Genomic DNA, 18,072 nt, shown 5'->3' on the forward strand with positions numbered 1-18,072 from the left:
GGTCAGTCGACATCTATTAGCTCCAATTCGAATACTAGCGTCGCTCCGGGCGGGATATCCCCCCGACCTCGGGATCCGTAGCCCAGCCCTGGGCGAACCACCAGACGGCGGGTGCCGCCGCGCTTCATGCCGACGATTCCCTCGTTCCATCCACGGATCACTTCACTTCCACCGAGCCTGAGGTGGTAGGGATCGCCGCCCAAGCTCGCGTCGAACACGGTTCCGTCAGGAAGCCAGCCGACATAGTGAATCCAGACCCGGCTCGTGCGCCGAGCGAGCGGCCCGTCCCCGATCTCGACATCCTGGACATAGAGGCCCGAAGAGGTGCGTTCGAACTCGGACAGATCGATTCCGAGCTGGAGGGAATAGAAGAGATCGGCCGGGTCCCAATCTGCTGACGCGGGGTCTCGGGTCGCCGTACCGCCTCCACACGCTGCGAGGGTACAAGCGAGGACTAGGGCTACAAGAGATTTTGTAAGATGAGGTCTGTTCGTCATGCCAGAGACTACCTTGCCTTCCTGAGAGGGAGCAAGATCTTCGTATCGCATATTGAGGACTCGTGACGATCGATGGTCCGCCAGCCGTCACCCATACCAAGGACCCCGGAGAGGCAATGACATCCAGAATGCTTGTGCGGCCCGTACCAAGGACCTTCGCCGCCGCCGTGATAGCCGCTGGCGTGATCGGCCAGGGAGCTGTGACCACGACCGTGTCGGCCGCGACAGCGATGCCACAGGAGTCGACCGAAGACATGCAGGTGGAGAAGCTCGTCGGCGATTGGATCGACGCGCTCGGCGGTCTCGCGACGTACGACAAATTGGAGGGCGCACGGTACACGCTCACCACGGAGATGTACGACGCAGGCAGCTCCAGGCTCCGCCGCACGCGCCCCCGTTACGTCACGATCGCGCGCTCCTCACAAGGGGAACTGGGACGGATCGACCGGTGGGAGGGAGACGACTTCATCGAGCAGGGCTGGGACGGCTCAGAGGTCTGGGCCCGTCTGAACAGCACAACACTCTCGGCCGGAGCCAAGGACTTCGATGAGGTCCAGTATGTCTCTGGCGACCTCAATTACTGGATCGCCCTGCCCTACAAGCTGCGCGACAGCGGCGTGAACCTGCACAACCGGGGCGCTGACGACCTGGGCCGCACAATGGTCGGAGTGAGCTTCGGCGACGGCGTCGGGCTACATGACGGTGACACGTGGCAGTACTGGTTCGAAGGCGGACGCACCTGGCCAGTCCAGGTTGCCTACAAGGAAGAAGGGCGTACCAACTGGAATTACCTGCGCTTCGAGGATATCCGGACGATCGATGGTTACACCTTCGTCGGCCGCCGTGTCCATTTCAATGACGACGGGCAGGTGACCAAGATCCTCTACACGCACGACTTCGAACTCAACCCAGAGCTCGGGCCGGAGGCGTTCTCAAGCGGGCGGTGACGTCTGCGCGGTTATGAGATCTCGCGGGTCGCTTCACCTTCTCCGATCACCTTGAGCTTCACGCTGGTGTGCGGCGAAACAAATGCGCAGCTACTCCCTCTGCGCGACTCCCTGGCTCTCCAAGTAGGACACCGCCGGATATCGCGGCGGGTTGTCCGGACCCTGACATGTCGGCAGGCATTCCAGTGGGTAGTTGGCTGTTGCGTTGAAGAAGAACGGCACGGAGTACCTGTCTCGCTCGCCGCGATGAGGTGGCACAAAGTGCTTGACGCTGACGAACCGGTCGTTCGACCACTGTCTCAGGAGCTCCCCCGTATTCACCACTAGGGCGTCCGGAATGACTGGTGCAGTGAGCCACACCTTCCGCTGCTCACCATAGACCGCCAATCCAGGCCCTGATTGGGCGAGGAGCGTGAAGAAGCTCGTGTCCACGTGTGGTGCGATCCCAAACTGATCCACCGCCGCGTTCGTCGTGTCGGTGTACCGGGTCATCCGCAACCGATAGAACGGCGACTGAAACGCCGGTTCAAACCAGTCAGGACTGAGCTCGAGCGCTACGGCATAGATCGGCAACAGCGCCAGGGCGACCCGCTCGATCTCAGCGGCATAAGCTTCGACAGCTGTCTGGAATCCCGGCAGCACGGACTCAGGTAGCCACGGGTTGTCCCCCAGGCGCAGTGTCCGGTCTCGCTTGAAAAGGACCGCCTCATTGAGATTTCCTTTTGCTCTCGCCGGCAGCCGTCGCTCACCGAGTGGCAACCAGCCGATCCCGGGTGCTGCCGCAGCGGGATCGTCGATCGTGACCTGACTCTTGATGTCATCGGGAGAGGTGAGAAAGCTTTTCGCAGCGGCGAAAATCGATGCGAACATCTCCGTATCGATGCCGTGCCCAACCAGACAGTGGAAGCCGGTGTTCTCACCGATGAATCGGATCTGTTCTCCGAGCCTTTCGAGTTCGGCAGCATCACCCGTCGCGAAGTAGCACTCCACATCGACCAAAGGGATGTCATCAGAAGTGGCGGCTACGAGTGAAGAGGCGTCCCAGGTAGCGGCCTCATCGGCAAGCTCTGCGGCCCGCTTGCCGCCGAAATCTCCTGAGTCTTCCGTGCTAGGTTGGTTCATCGTGAGTTGGATTCGATGAGACAGGGCGGCCCTCGGAGCGGTCCGCCTTCCGATGAGATAGCAGGCTAGTCGTCGTTCAGCTCACCGCAAGCACTACGTGGCGAAAAAGCTACTGGGCCGAGAGGGTTCGAACCTCGAACCTCCTGGGTAACAACCAGGCGCTCTACCAATTGAGCTACACCCCATCAACAAAAAACAGCCGCGACCCCCTTGGGGAGTCGCAGCCGTCTCGTTTTCGCTTCGTTCAGCTATACGAGCTCGCGGCCGCAACCCCTCCGGGGATTGCGATTGCATATCGAATTCGAATTGCTTGTGCGAATCATCATGCCCTCATCCTGGCTCTGATCTCACGCCCGATCAACGTGAGCGGGGACGGAGCTCAATCATCAACCTGCGGCTTCGATCGCCTTCAGTGCGGCGACGGTGGATGTCACGTGATCGGCGCTGGTCTTCAGCGCAGCCCGCTCTGCCTCACCAAGCTCGACCTCGACGATCCGCTCGAGTCCGTTCTCACCAAGGAGGCACGGCACGCCGAGATACATGTCGTTGAAGCCATACTCACCCTGGAGCCAGGCAGCGCACGGAAGAATCCGGCGCTTGTCCTTGACGATGGCCTCGGCCATCTGGACGGCGGCCGCGGCGGGCGCGTAGTACGCGCTCCCTGTCTTGAGGTGGGAAACGATCTCGCCCCCGCCCTTCCGGGTGCGCTCCACAAGCGCGTCAATCCGATCCTGCGGTATCAGCTGAGTGAGCGGAATTCCACTCACGGACGTGTAGCTGGCGAGCGGCACCATGGTGTCGCCGTGGCCCCCGAGGACGAGTGCCTGGATGTCTTCGATCGACACGTCGAGCTCGAGCGCGATGAAGGAGCGATAGCGCGCGGTGTCGAGAACGCCGGCCATGCCGATGACTCGCTCGCGCGGGAAGCCGGAAGCCTCGAGGGCAACCTGAGCCATCACATCGAGTGGATTCGTCACCATGATGATGATCGAGTCCGGAGCGACGCGCTTGATCTCGTTCGTGACCGAACGGATGACGCCAGCGTTCGTCTTGAGTAGATCGTCTCGGCTCATCCCCGGCTTGCGAGCGATTCCGGCCGTGACGATGAAGATCTCCGACCCTGCGGACGCCTCGTAGTCGTTCGAGCCGTAGACCCGCGAGTCGCAGCCCTCGATTGGGGCGCTCTCCCACTGGTCCAGTCCCTTACCTTGCGGGATACCCTCGGCGATGTCGACGAGGATGACTTCTTTGGCGAGTTCCTTCTGGGCCAGAAGCTGAGAGCAGGTGGCTCCCACGTGTCCGGCACCGACGACAGTAATCTTATTCGCGCTCATGAAAAACGTCCGCTCCGCAGCAGGGTTTCGTTCAATTCGACAGCAGAGTGGGCCCACAGGGTCGTCTCTGCGAGCCGGACGAGACGCCGACCCGCAGGAGTATAACGAGGCTGAAAGGGAGGTCTACCCCGCTCAGCCTCCGGTCTGCGACAACGCGATCAGGCCACCCGAACCGGCAGAGCTGCCCTGAATCAGATAGTGCCGCTCAGGCTTGGTCTGGAGCGTCTCAACGATGTGCGGAACAAGGTCTTCACCCGCCCGAAGTGGATCCCTCAGGTTCGTCTGCATCGACCCAAAAAGACACGGCCGCAGCTGACCATCGGCCGTAAGCCGCATCCGGTTGCATCGATCGCAGTAGTTGTGACTCATCGGAGTGATGACCCCGATCGTGCCTGGGGCCCCGGGGAACTTGTGATACAGTGCCGGCCCATTTCCGAACGGACCCTCGACCGGTTCGAGCGCGTCGATCTTCTCGATGCGCCGCAGCGCTTCGGTGCACGATATGAACTGCTTCTCGCTCAGCTCGAGGTTCGCCCCGGTGGGCATCATCTCGATGAACCGGATGTGCCAAGGGCGCTCGCGTGTGATCGCGGCAAAGTCCTCGATCTCGTCATCATTCTGCCCTCGGATGAGCACCACGTTGATCTTGATCGGGGAGAAGCCCGCAGCCTCAGCAGCGTCGAGGCCCGCCATGATCTTGGGGAACGAGCCCGGACGTCGCGAGATACTGTCGACTCGGTCGGCCCTGAGTGAATCAAGTGAGACGTTAAGGCGCTGGATGCCCGCATCACGCAGCGCTTCGGCCTGGTCCTCGAGGAGCACCGCGTTCGTGGACAGCGAGAGATCATCGATCTCCGGGACGGCCGCGATCATCTTGACCAGGTCGGGCAGGTCTCGACGCACGAGGGGTTCGCCACCCGTGATCCGGACGCGTTTCAGTCCCATGCCAGCCATCGTCCGTACGATCTCAGCAATCTCCTCGTAGCTGAGCAGTTGCTCACGCTTGAGCCACGGCAGCCCTTCCTCCGGCATGCAGTAGACACATCGCAAGTTGCACTTGTCCGTGACAGACACGCGCAGATACTCCACGCGACGGCCGAATTGATCGATCACCTTGGCTCTCCTACGGGAGGAACGGTGCCCTTGACCCACTCGGCGGTCCCGTCCGCATAGTGTTCCTTCTTCCAGATGGGGAGACGCTTCTTGATCTCCTCGATGACGTACCTGGTCGCGTCGAACGACTCGGCGCGATGCGGACTCGATGCCGCAATCGCAACGGATACCTCTCCGATCGCGAGGTCACCGGTGCGGTGCACGACCACGAGCCGATCCGTGCCCAGCCGGGCGGCTGCCTCGCTCGCAATCTCACAGAGCACGGTCTGGGCCATGTCGGCATAGGCGTCATACCGCATCCCGCTCACGGGACGACCATCGGCATGGTCACGAACTACACCCACGAAGAGCAAGGAGGCGCCGTCCTCGTCCGAGCCGACACGTCGAAACAAGTCGGTCGGATCAATGGGGTCAGGGCCGACGAAGGCGGAAATCAAAGACCTATCCCCCCGCCACAGGTGGGATGAAAGCGACTTCGTCGTTCGGATTCAGGACTTCATCCATGAACGCGTATGTGTGATTGACGGCGATCGCGGGCTCCGTCGGCAGAAAGTCAAACGGCGCGCCTCTCCCTCTCAGGTCCGCAACGAGGTCCGCGACCGTGGCACCCTCACGCAACTCCACCGCGATTTCACCACTTCCGACGAGATCTCGGTACGCAGCGAAGAAGAGTGCATTGACAGAAAAGGACACGGGAGAGTGGGCCGTGAGGAGAGGGTTCATCTAACCTGACATGTTGAAACATCACGTCAGGCGGCTAAAGAGATAGAGGCACCCCGTAAACGCCTGCAACGTTCCCGCTACGGCCGTGACGCCGGTTCGAGTGCTCGCCCTCATTCTCACCGCTCGGGCCACCACCGCCCCTTCGCCCTCGACCTCCGTTCTCCCCACCCTGCAATCGGCGAATGCGGCGCCCGAGCTCTTCGCGAAGCGACTGCAGCTGAAGGACCTTCATGGGGGAAAGGACTTCACGCAGCGCCGCCTGCTCTTCGACTAAAAGGCGGCTCTCCGTCTGCCGCAGGTCGATCACGCTGGCGAGAAGCCCTGCCGCCGCTTCCTCGTCCCCACGATCAGCTTCGATAAGTGCCTCCACCTGACGCCGGACAACGGACTCTCTCCGCATCAGGTCACGTCGACGGCGATCAAACCTGCGCACGACCGCGGAGAGCGACCGCGCCTCGTCTTCCGTCAGTTCAAGGCGCTCCTCCATCATGCGCGACATCCTCGTCCGGATGCGCTCCTCGAGCTGCGCGCGCTGCTCAGGGGAGGGGCCACGCCGCCCGGGGGGCTGGTCCTGGCCGGACAGTGGTCCGGCGACGGTCGCGGTCATCAGGATGGCTGTGGCAAACAGCCGGACGGCCAGACGGGGCGCCATTAGACTGCACCCCCGGCGCTGCCTGCAGTGAGCTCATCAAACAAGGCCTGTAGCGCCTCATCGGAGAGGCCCTCCAGCGTCGGTGCCCCAGCAACGAGTCCGCCATCACTCAGCCAGAGTTCACCCTCTGCCAGCTCGGTCGCGTACTCCGGAGCCCCGGTCCGCACGGCGTCGGGGTCCAAGGCGATGCCGACGCCGATCGCCAACGCGATAGCGGCGGCGGCAGAAATACCCCACCAGGGCCGTCTCCCACGGCGGCGCTCTGCATGCACTCCGGCAAGAATCTGCGCAACAGAATCCACCGGAGGCTGTGGCCGCGCGGCAAACAGGCTCTCGACCAACTCCAGTTCCTCTCGACACTCAGCGCAGCCCGAGAGATGTGCTTCGACGTGTTCCGCATCCCGTGCTTCGATTCGGTTCGTGCCGAATCCCGGAAGTAACTCCCTGACCGTGCCACACTCTGTCTCTTTCATTCCATCATCTCCCTCAGCCTTCGGACTCCGTGGAAGTAGTTCACTCGGGCCGCGCCTTCGCTCGACCCGATCACGTCTCCGATCTCTCTGAAACTCAGTCCTTCATCGATCCGAAGCGAGACGGATAGTTTTTGCTTCTCCGGTAACCGCTCCAGCATGGTGCGTGCTCTCGTCGATTCGTCCGTGATCGCGGCCGCCTCCACCGGATCGATTCCATCGGCACTGATGGGACCTGCATCGTCGATCGATATTTCCTGCCGCCGCTGACGCTTGCGCAGAACGCCTCGCGCTTCGTTCGCCGTAATGGTCAGCAGCCAGGTTTTGAACGATGCATCGCCTCGAAATCGATCCAGCGAACGGAACGCCTTCAAGAACGTGTCCTGGGCTACGTCCATCGCCGTGTCGCTATCGCCTACCACAGATAAGGCCACACGGTACGAGGCGCCGTGGTAGCGCTGCACCAGAGCACTCATCGCTGCATCCTCCCCAGCACGGGCTCGCTCGACCAACTCTGCGTCGGAAAGGTCCGTCTGAAGTCTGTGTTCTTCGCTCACGGTATATAGAACGCCTGAACGTTCAAAACGTTAATTCGGCGGGACAACCGAAGCGCTAGAAGCTGCTGATCTTGTCCAGACGCTCGACGCGGGCCCGAAGATGCTTGGAGGGCTTGAAGACAGGCACAGAGCGGGAGGGAACCTCTACGGAGTCGCCCGTCCGCGGATTCCGCGCCATGCGCGTCTTCCGTTTACGAACCTTGAAAGTGCCGAAGCCGCGGATCTCAATGTTCTCGTTGTTGGCGAGCGCCAGCTTCACCGCGTTCAGAAAGCCGTCCACAACCAACGCACAATCTTTCTTGGTGATTCCAGGGCCGATGGCTTCGGCTACCTGTTCCACCAAGTCTGCCTTCGTCATTATCGTCTCCAGAGGCCGTGTTCCGGCACGCTCAAGTCGTAAGCGAGCGGAGACTGTAACGAGCCCACAAGCGAGTCGCAAGTTTGTCGGAGTCGTTGGGGGATAGCGACTTGCGAGGATAGCGGAGGCGAAAGCCTCAGATCCCTCGGCGGGCCTCCATCAGTCCAATAAACGTGTCGAACAGGTAGCGGCTATCGTGTGGACCGGGGGCGGCCTCAGGATGGTATTGCACGGAAATCACCGGCAGTTCGCGGTGCTCCACACCTGCTACGGTGCCGTCGTACAGGTTGACGTGTGTCAGACGAAGGTCAGCTGCCCCGGGGATCGACCCGTCCTCGTCAGCCTTCACGGCGAAGCCGTGGTTCTGCGAGGTAATCTCGACCGTCTCACGATCGAGGTTCTTCACCGGATGGTTCCCGCCGTGATGCCCGAAGGGAAGCTTGAACGTTGTGGCTCCGAATGCTCGGCATATGAGCTGGTGACCAAGACAGATGCCGAATACGGGCACGTCCGCTCGGGCCAAGCCGAGAATCGCCTGCTCTGCTGCCCCGACGGCAGCGGGATCTCCTGGTCCATTCGAGACGAACAGCCCATCCGGAGGGTTCGACAGGATATCCTCGACCGGTGTGTCCGCGGGAATCACCGTCACATGGCAGCCGCGCTCGGCGAGGAGCTTGGGCGAGTGGGCCTTCACACCAAAGTCGTACGCGAGCACCCGAAACCGCTCGGTCCCCACGGCCGGCACCTCGTATGGCCTCTGAGTGGAGACGCCATTGGCCAAGTCCAACCCTTCCATGAGAGGCTGAGCCAGGATTTCCTCCAGGATCTCGTCCTGATCGCAACTGATGCCGACAACAGCGCCTCTCATGGCCCCCTTTGACCGGATGTGACGGGTCAGGGCACGTGTGTCCACGTCGGAGATCCCGGTGATGCCGTGCTCCGACAAGTACTCGTCCAGACCGCCTTCCGAGCGCCAGTTGGAATGCATCCGGGAGGCCTCCCGTACGATGAATCCGTTCACCTGGGGCACCGGCGACTCGCAATCCTCTGGATTGACGCCGTAGTTCCCGATGAGCGGGTAAGTCATAATCACGAGCTGACCCGTGTACGACGGGTCCGTGAGCACTTCCTGGTAGCCCGTCATGGAGGTGTTGAACACCACCTCTCCATGGGCCACAGTAGACGCGCCGATCAACTGGCCGTCAAAGCGGCGGCCGTCCTCGAGAAGCAGGTACGCAGTGTGGTCCAGCGGAGCCTCCATGGCGTGGTGTGCAGCATCCGATTCCCGGAACGCTCCAGAAAAGCTACCGGGCACAGGAGTCGGGTCAACTCCGTGCCACCGTCGACCTGTTCAAGGGCGACTGCGACCGACCTGACATCGTGGAGCCACCTCAGCTACGCGACGCGCGACTCGTGACCGAAGACCTGCACAAAGCGCTCGACAAAGGCAGTGCGAACCCTCTCCGGATCTGGCGCCCTCCCTGTTTCCCGCTCGATAGAGGTCACCCCACCGTCGGGGATTCCACATGGCACAATCGTCCCGAAATACGAAAGGTCTGCACTCACGTTAAGGGCGATCCCGTGAGATGTGATCCAACCCGACGATACACGCACCCCGATTGCAGCCAGCTTGCCGACCTCCGTCCAGACACCGGTCCCTGTTTTGCTACGCCAGGCCTCAATGTCGAAGTCAGCCGCGACGAGGATGAGAACCTCTTCCAAATCTCTGAGATAGCGGTGCAGGTCCTTTCGATCGGGCTTCAGATCCAGAATCGGATATGCGACAAGCTGGCCAGGCCCGTGGTAGGTGACGTCCCCGCCCCTACCGGCTTCGTGCAGACCGATGCCCCGGCGTTCGCGCTCGGCTTCGTCCGCGAGGATATGATCCACGTGCGAACTGGATCCCATCGTGATCACATGAGGGTGCTCAAGCACTATAAGCGTGTCGGGAACTTCTCCTGCCCGACGCTGAGCAACGAGTTCCTTCTGCATTTCGAGCGCGACCCCGTAGGGCACACTGCCCGGAGTCAGCACCACGAGCTGGTGCAAGGTCTTCATCGGATGCCGCGGGCCCCGACATTCACACGTGGCACTACGGCAACGCCCCCGGAAGCAGTGAGGCTCCGAGGGCGTAGTTCTGCCGAGTACCGCGATTCGATCATGCGTCCTCGGGGAAGTTCTCCAGCATGTCCTTGAGGCGTGCCAGGAATCGCGCCGAGTCCGCTCCGTCCACGACCCGGTGGTCGTACCCGAGCGAGAAAAGACACCGCTTTCGGATCGCCATCGAGTCCGCACCGGTCTCTGGGTCCGTGACTACGACAACACGCTTCTCGATCGCGCCAAGTCCAAGGATCGAGGAAGTCCCTTTCGGAATCACAGGCAGCCCCACGAGCGTTCCGAGCACGCCCGGATTCGTAATCGTGAACGTCGCGCCCTGAATTTCATTCGGCACCAATTTCCGATTCCGTGCTCGGCCAGCCAGATCGACGATCTTGTTGCCGATACCGACCAGGCTGAGGTGGTCTGCATCGTGAACCACTGGGACGATGAGCCCCGGATTCAAGTCCACCGCCATGCCCAGGTGAATGTTGCCGCGGAAAATGATGTTGTTACCGGACACAGTCGAGTTCACGGTCGGGAACTCATGCAGCACCCGCGAAACGGCCCAGGCGATGATGGCCGTGTAGCTGACCTTCGCACCCTGCTGAGCCCATTTCGGCTTGTTCGCCGTGCGAACACGATCGATCACCGAGAAGTCCACCTCAATGAAAGAGTGAACGTGAGGGGCGACGCGCTTCGCCAGAACCATATGCTCCGCGGTCAGGCGACGGATCTTGTCCATCGGCTCGACCGTGTCGCCTTCCCGAACTGGGAATTCAGGATGCTCGACTTCTTTGAAAAACCGCTGCCACAGGTCCGACGGAGCTGAAGCGGCGGCCGGGGCTGCAGGCGGGACGACGGGTCGCACCGCCGGAGCTGCCGGTGCGGTTACGGGAGCAGGCGTTCCACCCGACTCGATGAACGTCAGGATGTCCTGCTTTGTAACCCGGCCCGCGTGACCGGTGCCAGGAACCGACTGAATCTCAACCCCGTGCTCTTCCGCAATCTTCCGGACTACCGGCGTCGAACGAGTACGGAGGCGCTCCTCCGCGCTTTGCTCCCCCGATGACACTGCTGCGACAGGAGCAGCTATCGGCGCCGCCTCAACGGGAATAGCCACCGGTGCCACCGGAGCTGCAAGCTCCGGCACCGCGGCCTCAGCCGGAGAGGTGGCGACCGCACCAGCCTCGGTGTCGATGAAAGCGACAATCGTGCCGACCTCGACGGTCTCGCCTTCCTGGACCGCGATCTCTACCAGGGTACCGGAAGAGGGCGCCGGAATCTCGGCGTCTACTTTGTCTGTCGAGATCTCAAGAATCGGCTCATCACGTTCGACCGCATCGCCGACCTGCTTGAGCCACTGGGAGACTGTGCCCTCCGCGATGGATTCACCCATCTGGGGCATCGGGACTTCAATTCGAGCCACGCTCGATCACTCCGCGTTAGTTAGTACGCCGAAAAGGGTTGCTTAGTAAGCCGCAAGATACCGACACGCCTTAAGCACGTCGTCCGTCTGCGGTAAAAAGTAATCTTCAAGTGAGCCGGAGTAAGGCACCGGGGCGTCAATCGCTGTCACTCGAAGCATGGGTGCGTCGAGCCACTCGAACGCTTTCTCACTGATCCGGATAGCGATTTCGCCTGCAATGCCGCCGGTTCGGGTGTCCTCGTGCACGATCAGAACTCGGCCCGTCTTCTTTACACTGGCGATGATCGCCTCTTCGTCAAGGGGAATCAGCGACCTGAGATCGATGACCTCCGTCGACACGCCATCTTCAGTCGCCAGCGTCTCCGCGGCGTCCGAACACTTATGGACCATCGCTCCATAGGTCACGATCGTGAGGTCCGTGCCCTCGCGCACCGTCCGGGCCTTGCCCAGCGGGACCACGTAGTCTTCGTCAGGAAGGACTTCGCGAAGAGCCGGAGCTCGATAGAGGCCTTTGTGTTCCTCAAAGATCACGGGATCGTTGTCGCGGATCGCCGCCTTCAGAAGACCCTTCGCATCGTACGCCGTGCTTGGATACACGATCTTGAGACCCGGGGTGTGGAAGAACGCCATCTCCACGTTCTGAGAGTGGAATGGGCCCCCGCGGTTTCCACCGCCTACCGGTCCACGGATGACGAGCGGCATAGGCCCGGCACCTCGGTACATCGACGTCGCGATGTAGTTTGTAATTACGTCGTATGCGGGCGAAATAAAGTCCATGAATTGGATCTCGACCACAGGTCGAAGTCCCATGTGGGCCGCACCGGCAGCTGCACCGGTGAACCCCCCTTCCGCGATCGGCGTGTCGATGATCCGTTGCTCGCCGAAATGCTCGAGGAAGTCACGGGTGACCTTGAACGCCCCCCCGTACACTCCGATGTCCTCGCCCATCATGAAAACTGATTCGTCGCGGGTCATCTCCTCGAACAGCGCTTCACTGATCGCCTCAAGAAGCGTGACAGGCTCACCACGTCGGGTCTTGAGAAGATGTTCGGGGGTCTCACGTTCGGTCATTCGTCAGCCCTTCAGGCCATCGTCGGGTCAGGAGACACGGCACGGGTCCACGGCCGGGTCGCATCAAGATTTGAGTACACGGACTCCACGGCGTCCGGGCCAGCAGGAAGTGATTCCCCAATCGCCTGCTCGGAGGCCACGTGACAACGCTCGAATTCGTCACTCTCGATCGTAGCCAGTTCTTCTTCGGTAGCCCACTCGTTCTCGAGCATACGCCCCCGGAACCCGTCGATCGGATCCTTCGCTTCCCACTCAGCGATCGCCGCAGGATCCCCATATTCCTGAAGATCGTGCTGGGCATCGCCTCCCCGACGGAAGTACCGCAACTCCACCATGCACACTCCGTCACCGGCCCGCGCGAGCGCAGCCGCCCTCCGAACCGCGTCAAACACAGCGAGGACATCGGTGCCGTCAACCGACTCAGCCCCGATTCCATAGCCCGGGCCCTTCTCCGTGAAGCTTTCCACCCGCGTATTCTTGTGCGTCGACGTCGAGAAAGTCCACTGGTTGTTCTCGACGACGAGAATCATAGGGCACCGTTGCACGGCCGCGAAGTTGAGTCCTTCGTGCCAGGCACCCGTCGAGGACGCGCCATCGCCGTCGAACACCATTCCGACTCGATCCTGGCCCCGGAGTCGGAATGACAACGTGATGCCGGCCATCACCTCGATCATCGTGCCAAGCGGAGAGACAGGGCCGACAAAGCCTTTCTGGAAATCGAACCAGTGGACGTTGGCCTCACGCCCCTTCGTCGGGCCGGTGCCGCGGGCCAAGTACTGACGGAAAAAATCGAGGACCTCGCCTCCGAACAGAAACAGAGCCCCCGCAGCGCGGACCGTGGGGGCAAGGAAGTCCCCGGTTCCGTCGTTCGTCCGTCGAAGAGCAAATGCCGCCCCAACGGCGCCGGCTTCCTGTCCGAGTGACCGGTAAAGCTCACCCGTCAGGTGGCCTCGTTCCTGGAGGACCTCGAGGCGCTCTTCCGCGGCGCGCGTGAGGCAAAGAGCTCGGTAGAGCTCATGAAGCTCCTTCCGGCCCAGCCCATGGGCATCTCGGTCCATCATGACCGGCCCCGGCAACTCCCGGATACGCAAACGGCGGACCTCCAGAGGTCCGCCGTGTCGCGGTTCGGGTCGCGTAACCCGCTAACGCGGCTCAAGAGGTCAGTTGCCCTCGTTCCTGGCGTTGCCGTCCGTGTTGCCGTCTCCGACCGCAGTCGGCTGCTCAGCAACACCCGGCAGAACTGGGACCGGTGCGGTAGCCGCAGGTGCGTTGACCTGAATCACCGACTCAGGCGCACGAGCGCGAGAGGACAGAATAGACAAGACCAGCGCCAGGGACATGAAGATCGCCCCGGCCGTCCACGTTGCCCGAGTGAGCACCGTGGTCGCCTGACGACCGCCTAGAACGCCATCGGCCATGGTTCCGCCGCTGCCGCCAACCGCTGCGAGTCCGCCACCTTTGCCTGCCTGCAGCAAGATCACGGTCGCGAGAAAGAGTCCGTCGAGTACCAGGGCGGCCAGTAAAAATCCGTACATCGTAATGCTTCTTCCGTCGAAGTATGTAACTAAACGTCTGAGAAGCCGTTGGGGGTGTCAACGGGGCCAAAGCGCCTTCACTAAGGCCTTGCCGAGGCGATTCCAGCGAATGAGCCGGGATCCAGACTCCCCCCTCCCACCAGCACTCCATCTACGTCAGGGGCCGCCAGCAGTTCCGACGCATTTTCCGGCTTCACCGACCCACCGTATAACAACGGTACGGCGACACCGTCGGCAATGCCGAGGGCCCCTTCGAGCCGCCTCCGCAACGTCCCGTGCGCCTCACTGGCGTCTTCCGGTGTCGCAGTCTCGCCAGTACCAATGGCCCAGACCGGCTCATAAGCGATGAGAAACCGCTCCCCGCCTGTGGAAAGTGCCGGGAGAGCGACGTCCAGCTGGCGGAGGATCACCTCTGACACCCTCCCGGCCTGACGTTCCTGGAGTGTCTCCCCCACGCAAAGAACAGGCACCAAGCCATGCCGTCGGGCGGCCTCGACCTTCCGTGCCGTCTGCTGATCGGTCTCTCCAAAGACGTGACGACGTTCAGAATGTCCGATCAGGGCAAATGTGGCACCGGCAGCCCGGGCCATTCCCGCGGACGTTTCACCAGTGTATGCGCCCCCATCTTCCCAGTGAATGTTCTGGACACCGATCTGCACCCGAGGGTCTCGGAGCGACGCCTGAACCGCAGCCCGCAGGGACACCGATGGAGGGAAGATCAGCAGTTCCTGCGTCGCGGGAATCGCGGCTACATCGAACGAGTCAAAGAACCCCGGGACATCATCGGGGCCCATGTGCATCTTCCAGTTACCAGCAATCACGGCCATAGGCTCGCCTCGGATAGGCTCAGGTGGAGACTGTAAGTCAATTGAGATCGGTGAGAGCTTCGACTCCAGGGAGCCGAGCGCCTGCGAGCAATTCCAGCGAAGCGCCACCACCGGTTGAGACGTGCGTGAGTCGTTCAACGACACCTGCTCGGTCAGCGGCCGCGGCGGAATCTCCTCCACCGAGCACACCGAGAGCGCCGCCGTCACAGGCATCCGCAACCGCATGGGCTACGTCGATCGTGCCCTGAGCGAAGGCGTCTATCTCGAAAACGCCCATGGGGCCATTCCAGACGATGGACCGCGCCCCGCGGATCATGTCGGTGAAGCGTTCCCGTGTTTCGGGGCCGACGTCGAGAATCTTGTCCCGTCCACTCACCTCGTGCCGAAGGACGGCACGCACATCCGCGTCGTTCGACAGCTCGTCGGCAACGATGCAATCCACCGGCAGGACGAGGCTTTCACCGCCTTGCTCGATGAGCTCGCGCGCCGTATCCAAGCTGTCTTCCTCTACGAGCGAGTCACCCGTGTCGAGGCCGAGCGCACGGAAGAAGGTGTTTGCCATGGCTCCACCGATCAGAAGACGATCGACACGAGGCAAAAGTGAAGAGATCACACCGATTTTAGACGATATTTTCGCACCGCCGATGATCGCAACGAACGGGCGTTCCGGAACCCTCAGCACCTCCTCGAGAAACTGGAGCTCCTGCGCCATCAGATGGCCAGCGATGGCTTCCCCACCCTTCGCCCTCATCGCGGCTGCCAGTCCGGCCGTCGACGCGTGGGCCCGATGTGCGGTGCCGAAGGCGTCGTTCACGAACAGGTCCCCGAGCTCCGCCCAGGATTCTGCCAACTCCGAATCGTTTGCGGTCTCCCCAGGAACGAAGCGTGTGTTTTCCAGCAACACGACCGAACCTTCCGGAAGGTTCGCTACCGGCGCCGAAGCCTTACCGCCGTGGGTGAACGGGATGAAGCTGACAGGGTGCCCAAGGGATTCTGCGAGGCGCCGTGCCACCGGCTCCAGAGACAATTCCGGATTGACCTGACCTTTGGGCCGGCCGAGATGGGATAGAAGCACCACTCGGGCACCGGCGCCTGCGAGCTCAGTAAGCGTTGGCAACGAAGCCTGAATCCGCTGACCGTCGGAGATCTCGCCATCCTCGAGAGGAACGTTGAGATCTGCGCGTACGATCACTGTGCGGCCACAGAGTGCCGAAGAATCCACGTCCGATAGTGTTTTTTTAATCACTGTGGAGGAAAAATCTTCCCCAAGTCGTCAACGTAGGCTCGCCCTTCGGGCGTCAGGTCCGTTCTCTTCGAAGAGGTCCATCGAACGAACGTGATGTCCGGCCCGCTCCCGTAGTTCCAAAACTCGGTCTGGCGGCCGGAGCCTTCATCAACGATGTGGATGCTGTTGGGCCCACCAAAACGTACCCATACCTCACCCGCATCGCCAAAGACCGTACCGAAGCGGAACCGGGCGTAGGTCGCCCGCGCCATGTGCTCGACCCACCGCTCGTTAACCTCGGTCGACGGCGCGCGGTCTTTCGTTTTCCAGAATTGGACCTCCCAAGAACGCCGCTCATCAGGGCTCACCCGGCGATACCAGCGCAGTTCGTCGCGGTCCAACAGGAAGCCGACATCAATCAGCTCGTCGGCCTCGGCATCGGACATCCGTGACAGCGCCTCGTCGAAGTGCTCGGCAGCTTCCGCCGACCGGTCCATCCGGTGAAGAGCCAGCCCGGCAAGGAGCAACCCGCTCGCGTCTCCCTGGCTAACGCGCGAAAAGCGCAGCGCCCCGGCCAGGACATCGGACCAACGCTCCTGCGTGGCCAGCGTGAGCAACAGGTCGATGTTCGCCCCAGCGTGCCCCGGATAGGCCTCAACAGCTGCACGGAGCGACGCCATCATGAGAGATACGTTTCCCGCGCTGCCGCTGCGAAACTCCTCGAATCCAGCTTCGATGACGGACGTCCACTGCATGGGGCACAGATAGTTCCAGGCAATCATTCGATCGATAGAGGCGAATCCGTAACCTGCCGCTCCGGTGGAACGCGCCTGAAGACACTGCGCCTGCTCGAAGGCTTCCGCCCTCACCCGCCCAACGCCGTCCGACGCTAGCCAGCGATCACGGGCGATCAATGCGCGTTCGTAGTGCAACTCAGCGAGAACCCAGCTTCCGGTCTCATCCGGGGCCTGGACCGCCACCTGCAGACCGCGCTCGAACATCGAACGAGCCTCGCTGTGCAAGCCCTGTCGAGCTCGGATCCGACCGAGAGAGAGGAACCCCGCTGGAATCGAAGAGCCGTATTCGATCGAGGATTCCAGTGCATCACCCACGGCCGCCCGCCATTCGGTCGGGGTCACGCCCTCCGGCGCGGCTCCGCGCAGAACAGCTTCGGCTGGGCCATAGCGTTCTAGAACCGTCGGGTCAGCAAACACATCGGCCAGGGCCGCCGCGGCCTGGCTATGGGCCAAAGCGTCCTCTCGGGCACCCGCGCCAACGGGAGACAGGTCCGTGAAATCGAGAGGCTCACGAAGCTCCCACCAGTCTGCCTGCCCTAGGTTGGGAAGACTATACGGATCAACGACTGGCGGTAGCACGCGGTCGACCTGCGTCGAATCCGGTTCGAAACGAACGGGAAACTGAATCCACTTTCCGACCCGGCGTCCGTCCTGGATCGCCGGCTCGAACATGAAACGCGGCGCCACCTGCAACGCGGTGCGGTCCAGCGCGGGAACCTCGCTAGAGTGGAGTACCGACGCCTCCCCGGCCATTCCTGTCGCGTCGACCCAAAGATTCAACCAGACCGTGCCTCCAATATCTTGGCGCTGGAGATACCATGGATAGGCCTCCTGCAGCAATCGCTGTGAACGCTCACGGTCAACCATCTCGGGCGGAATGAGGACCGGAGCCGTAACGAGGGCCGGCATCTCGGATTCCGCTGCCTCTGGCACTTCTGGCTGCGTCGGCGCTTCTTCGACTGACGCTTCGATCGGGTCGCCTTGGAGGACCACGGCCTCGACCAGTGCTTCTATCCTGACCGGATCTTCAACCTCGATCGGCGTACTATCCAGTCCGCCAATCAGACGAATAAGTGACGCGCGAGCCGAAGGCACCGCGGCTCCGCCGACAAGCAACCCAACGATCGTCGCCGCAACGAGGTGTCGACGCAGGGCTGACGGGCGTCTGCGAGCCTGCGTGGCCCACTGCTCGGCCAATTCAGCGCGAAGCTCGGGCCCGAACGACGGCCGCTCTTCATATCGGAGGCACAGCAGTTCCTCGTCCAACGCCCTCAGCTCGTCGGGCAGGCCCATGTCGTCAAAAGGTGTCTCACTCATG

General features: G+C 62.0%; 20 protein-coding genes and 1 tRNA gene. 1 reads left to right on the forward strand and 20 read right to left on the reverse strand.

Annotated elements, in window-relative coordinates:
- Positions 1–2: 2 nt before the first annotated feature.
- Complete coding sequence (locus OSA81_03535) at positions 3–497, reverse strand: FKBP-type peptidyl-prolyl cis-trans isomerase (protein ID MDE0898065.1); 495 nt, start codon at positions 495–497, stop codon at positions 3–5.
- 116 nt (positions 498–613) lie between these two features.
- Here OSA81_03535 and OSA81_03540 point away from each other — a divergent pair, with 116 nt between their 5' ends.
- A complete protein-coding gene (locus OSA81_03540) occupies positions 614–1,444 on the forward strand; it encodes a hypothetical protein (protein ID MDE0898066.1) in 831 nt (276 codons plus the stop codon).
- A 90-nt stretch (positions 1,445–1,534) separates the two neighbouring features.
- Here the strand turns inward: OSA81_03540 and OSA81_03545 are convergent, their stop codons facing one another.
- The 19 genes from OSA81_03545 to OSA81_03635 all read right to left on the reverse strand — a co-directional run bounded on the left by OSA81_03545 (position 1,535) and on the right by OSA81_03635 (position 18,071).
- On the reverse strand, positions 1,535–2,566 hold the full coding sequence (locus OSA81_03545; GenBank protein MDE0898067.1) for a hypothetical protein: 1,032 nt from the start codon (positions 2,564–2,566) through the stop codon (positions 1,535–1,537).
- 112 nt (positions 2,567–2,678) lie between these two features.
- Positions 2,679–2,751: transfer RNA gene (locus OSA81_03550), tRNA-Asn, on the reverse strand.
- A gap of 201 nt (positions 2,752–2,952) precedes the next feature.
- Positions 2,953–3,900, reverse strand: a complete 948-nt coding sequence (gene mdh, locus OSA81_03555) for a malate dehydrogenase (protein MDE0898068.1) — start codon at positions 3,898–3,900, stop codon at positions 2,953–2,955.
- A gap of 132 nt (positions 3,901–4,032) precedes the next feature.
- Positions 4,033–5,013 (reverse strand): GTP 3',8-cyclase MoaA, encoded by a 981-nt coding sequence (gene moaA / locus OSA81_03560; GenBank protein ID MDE0898069.1) that lies wholly within the window; start codon positions 5,011–5,013, stop codon positions 4,033–4,035.
- Entirely contained in the window at positions 5,010–5,450 is a 441-nt protein-coding gene (locus OSA81_03565) for a molybdenum cofactor biosynthesis protein MoaE (protein ID MDE0898070.1), read from the reverse strand. The genes moaA and OSA81_03565 overlap by 4 nt, the downstream gene beginning before the upstream one ends.
- A gap of 4 nt (positions 5,451–5,454) precedes the next feature.
- Entirely contained in the window at positions 5,455–5,736 is a 282-nt protein-coding gene (locus tag OSA81_03570; GenBank protein ID MDE0898071.1) for a MoaD/ThiS family protein, read from the reverse strand.
- Positions 5,737–5,770: 34 nt separating this feature from the next.
- Positions 5,771–6,388 carry a hypothetical protein gene (locus OSA81_03575; protein MDE0898072.1) on the reverse strand — a complete coding sequence of 206 codons (618 nt, stop codon included), beginning with the start codon at positions 6,386–6,388 and terminating at the stop codon, positions 5,771–5,773.
- A complete protein-coding gene (locus OSA81_03580; GenBank protein ID MDE0898073.1) occupies positions 6,388–6,861 on the reverse strand; it encodes a zf-HC2 domain-containing protein in 474 nt (157 codons plus the stop codon). Before OSA81_03580 ends, OSA81_03575 begins: the two co-directional genes overlap by 1 nt.
- Positions 6,858–7,415 (reverse strand): RNA polymerase sigma factor, encoded by a 558-nt coding sequence (locus OSA81_03585; GenBank protein MDE0898074.1) that lies wholly within the window; start codon positions 7,413–7,415, stop codon positions 6,858–6,860. Before OSA81_03585 ends, OSA81_03580 begins: the two co-directional genes overlap by 4 nt.
- A 55-nt stretch (positions 7,416–7,470) precedes the next feature.
- On the reverse strand, positions 7,471–7,773 hold the full coding sequence (locus tag OSA81_03590; GenBank protein MDE0898075.1) for an integration host factor subunit beta: 303 nt from the start codon (positions 7,771–7,773) through the stop codon (positions 7,471–7,473).
- A gap of 136 nt (positions 7,774–7,909) precedes the next feature.
- Positions 7,910–9,034 (reverse strand): glutamine-hydrolyzing carbamoyl-phosphate synthase small subunit, encoded by a 1,125-nt coding sequence (gene carA / locus OSA81_03595; GenBank protein ID MDE0898076.1) that lies wholly within the window; start codon positions 9,032–9,034, stop codon positions 7,910–7,912.
- A gap of 134 nt (positions 9,035–9,168) precedes the next feature.
- The gene (gene lipB, locus OSA81_03600) at positions 9,169–9,831 is read right to left on the reverse strand and encodes a lipoyl(octanoyl) transferase LipB (GenBank protein ID MDE0898077.1); all 663 of its coding nucleotides are present in this window, start codon (positions 9,829–9,831) and stop codon (positions 9,169–9,171) included.
- 100 nt (positions 9,832–9,931) lie between these two features.
- The gene (locus tag OSA81_03605; GenBank protein MDE0898078.1) at positions 9,932–11,299 is read right to left on the reverse strand and encodes a dihydrolipoamide acetyltransferase family protein; all 1,368 of its coding nucleotides are present in this window, start codon (positions 11,297–11,299) and stop codon (positions 9,932–9,934) included.
- Positions 11,300–11,341: 42 nt separating this feature from the next.
- Positions 11,342–12,370, reverse strand: coding sequence for an alpha-ketoacid dehydrogenase subunit beta (locus OSA81_03610; GenBank protein ID MDE0898079.1), 1,029 nt, complete (start codon positions 12,368–12,370; stop codon positions 11,342–11,344).
- Positions 12,371–12,381: 11 nt separating this feature from the next.
- Positions 12,382–13,431 carry a thiamine pyrophosphate-dependent dehydrogenase E1 component subunit alpha gene (locus OSA81_03615; GenBank protein MDE0898080.1) on the reverse strand — a complete coding sequence of 350 codons (1,050 nt, stop codon included), beginning with the start codon at positions 13,429–13,431 and terminating at the stop codon, positions 12,382–12,384.
- A 99-nt stretch (positions 13,432–13,530) separates the two neighbouring features.
- Positions 13,531–13,905 (reverse strand): preprotein translocase subunit SecG, encoded by a 375-nt coding sequence (secG, locus tag OSA81_03620; GenBank protein MDE0898081.1) that lies wholly within the window; start codon positions 13,903–13,905, stop codon positions 13,531–13,533.
- 80 nt (positions 13,906–13,985) lie between these two features.
- Positions 13,986–14,732, reverse strand: coding sequence for a triose-phosphate isomerase (gene tpiA, locus OSA81_03625; GenBank protein MDE0898082.1), 747 nt, complete (start codon positions 14,730–14,732; stop codon positions 13,986–13,988).
- 37 nt (positions 14,733–14,769) lie between these two features.
- Entirely contained in the window at positions 14,770–15,978 is a 1,209-nt protein-coding gene (locus OSA81_03630) for a phosphoglycerate kinase (protein ID MDE0898083.1), read from the reverse strand.
- On the reverse strand, positions 15,975–18,071 hold the full coding sequence (locus tag OSA81_03635) for an energy transducer TonB (protein ID MDE0898084.1): 2,097 nt from the start codon (positions 18,069–18,071) through the stop codon (positions 15,975–15,977). Before OSA81_03635 ends, OSA81_03630 begins: the two co-directional genes overlap by 4 nt.
- Between the last annotated feature and the right edge of the window lies 1 nt (position 18,072).

This window comes from Longimicrobiales bacterium, assembly GCA_028823235.1.
Classification (GTDB): Bacteria; Gemmatimonadota; Gemmatimonadetes; order Longimicrobiales; family Gaopeijiaceae; genus UBA2589.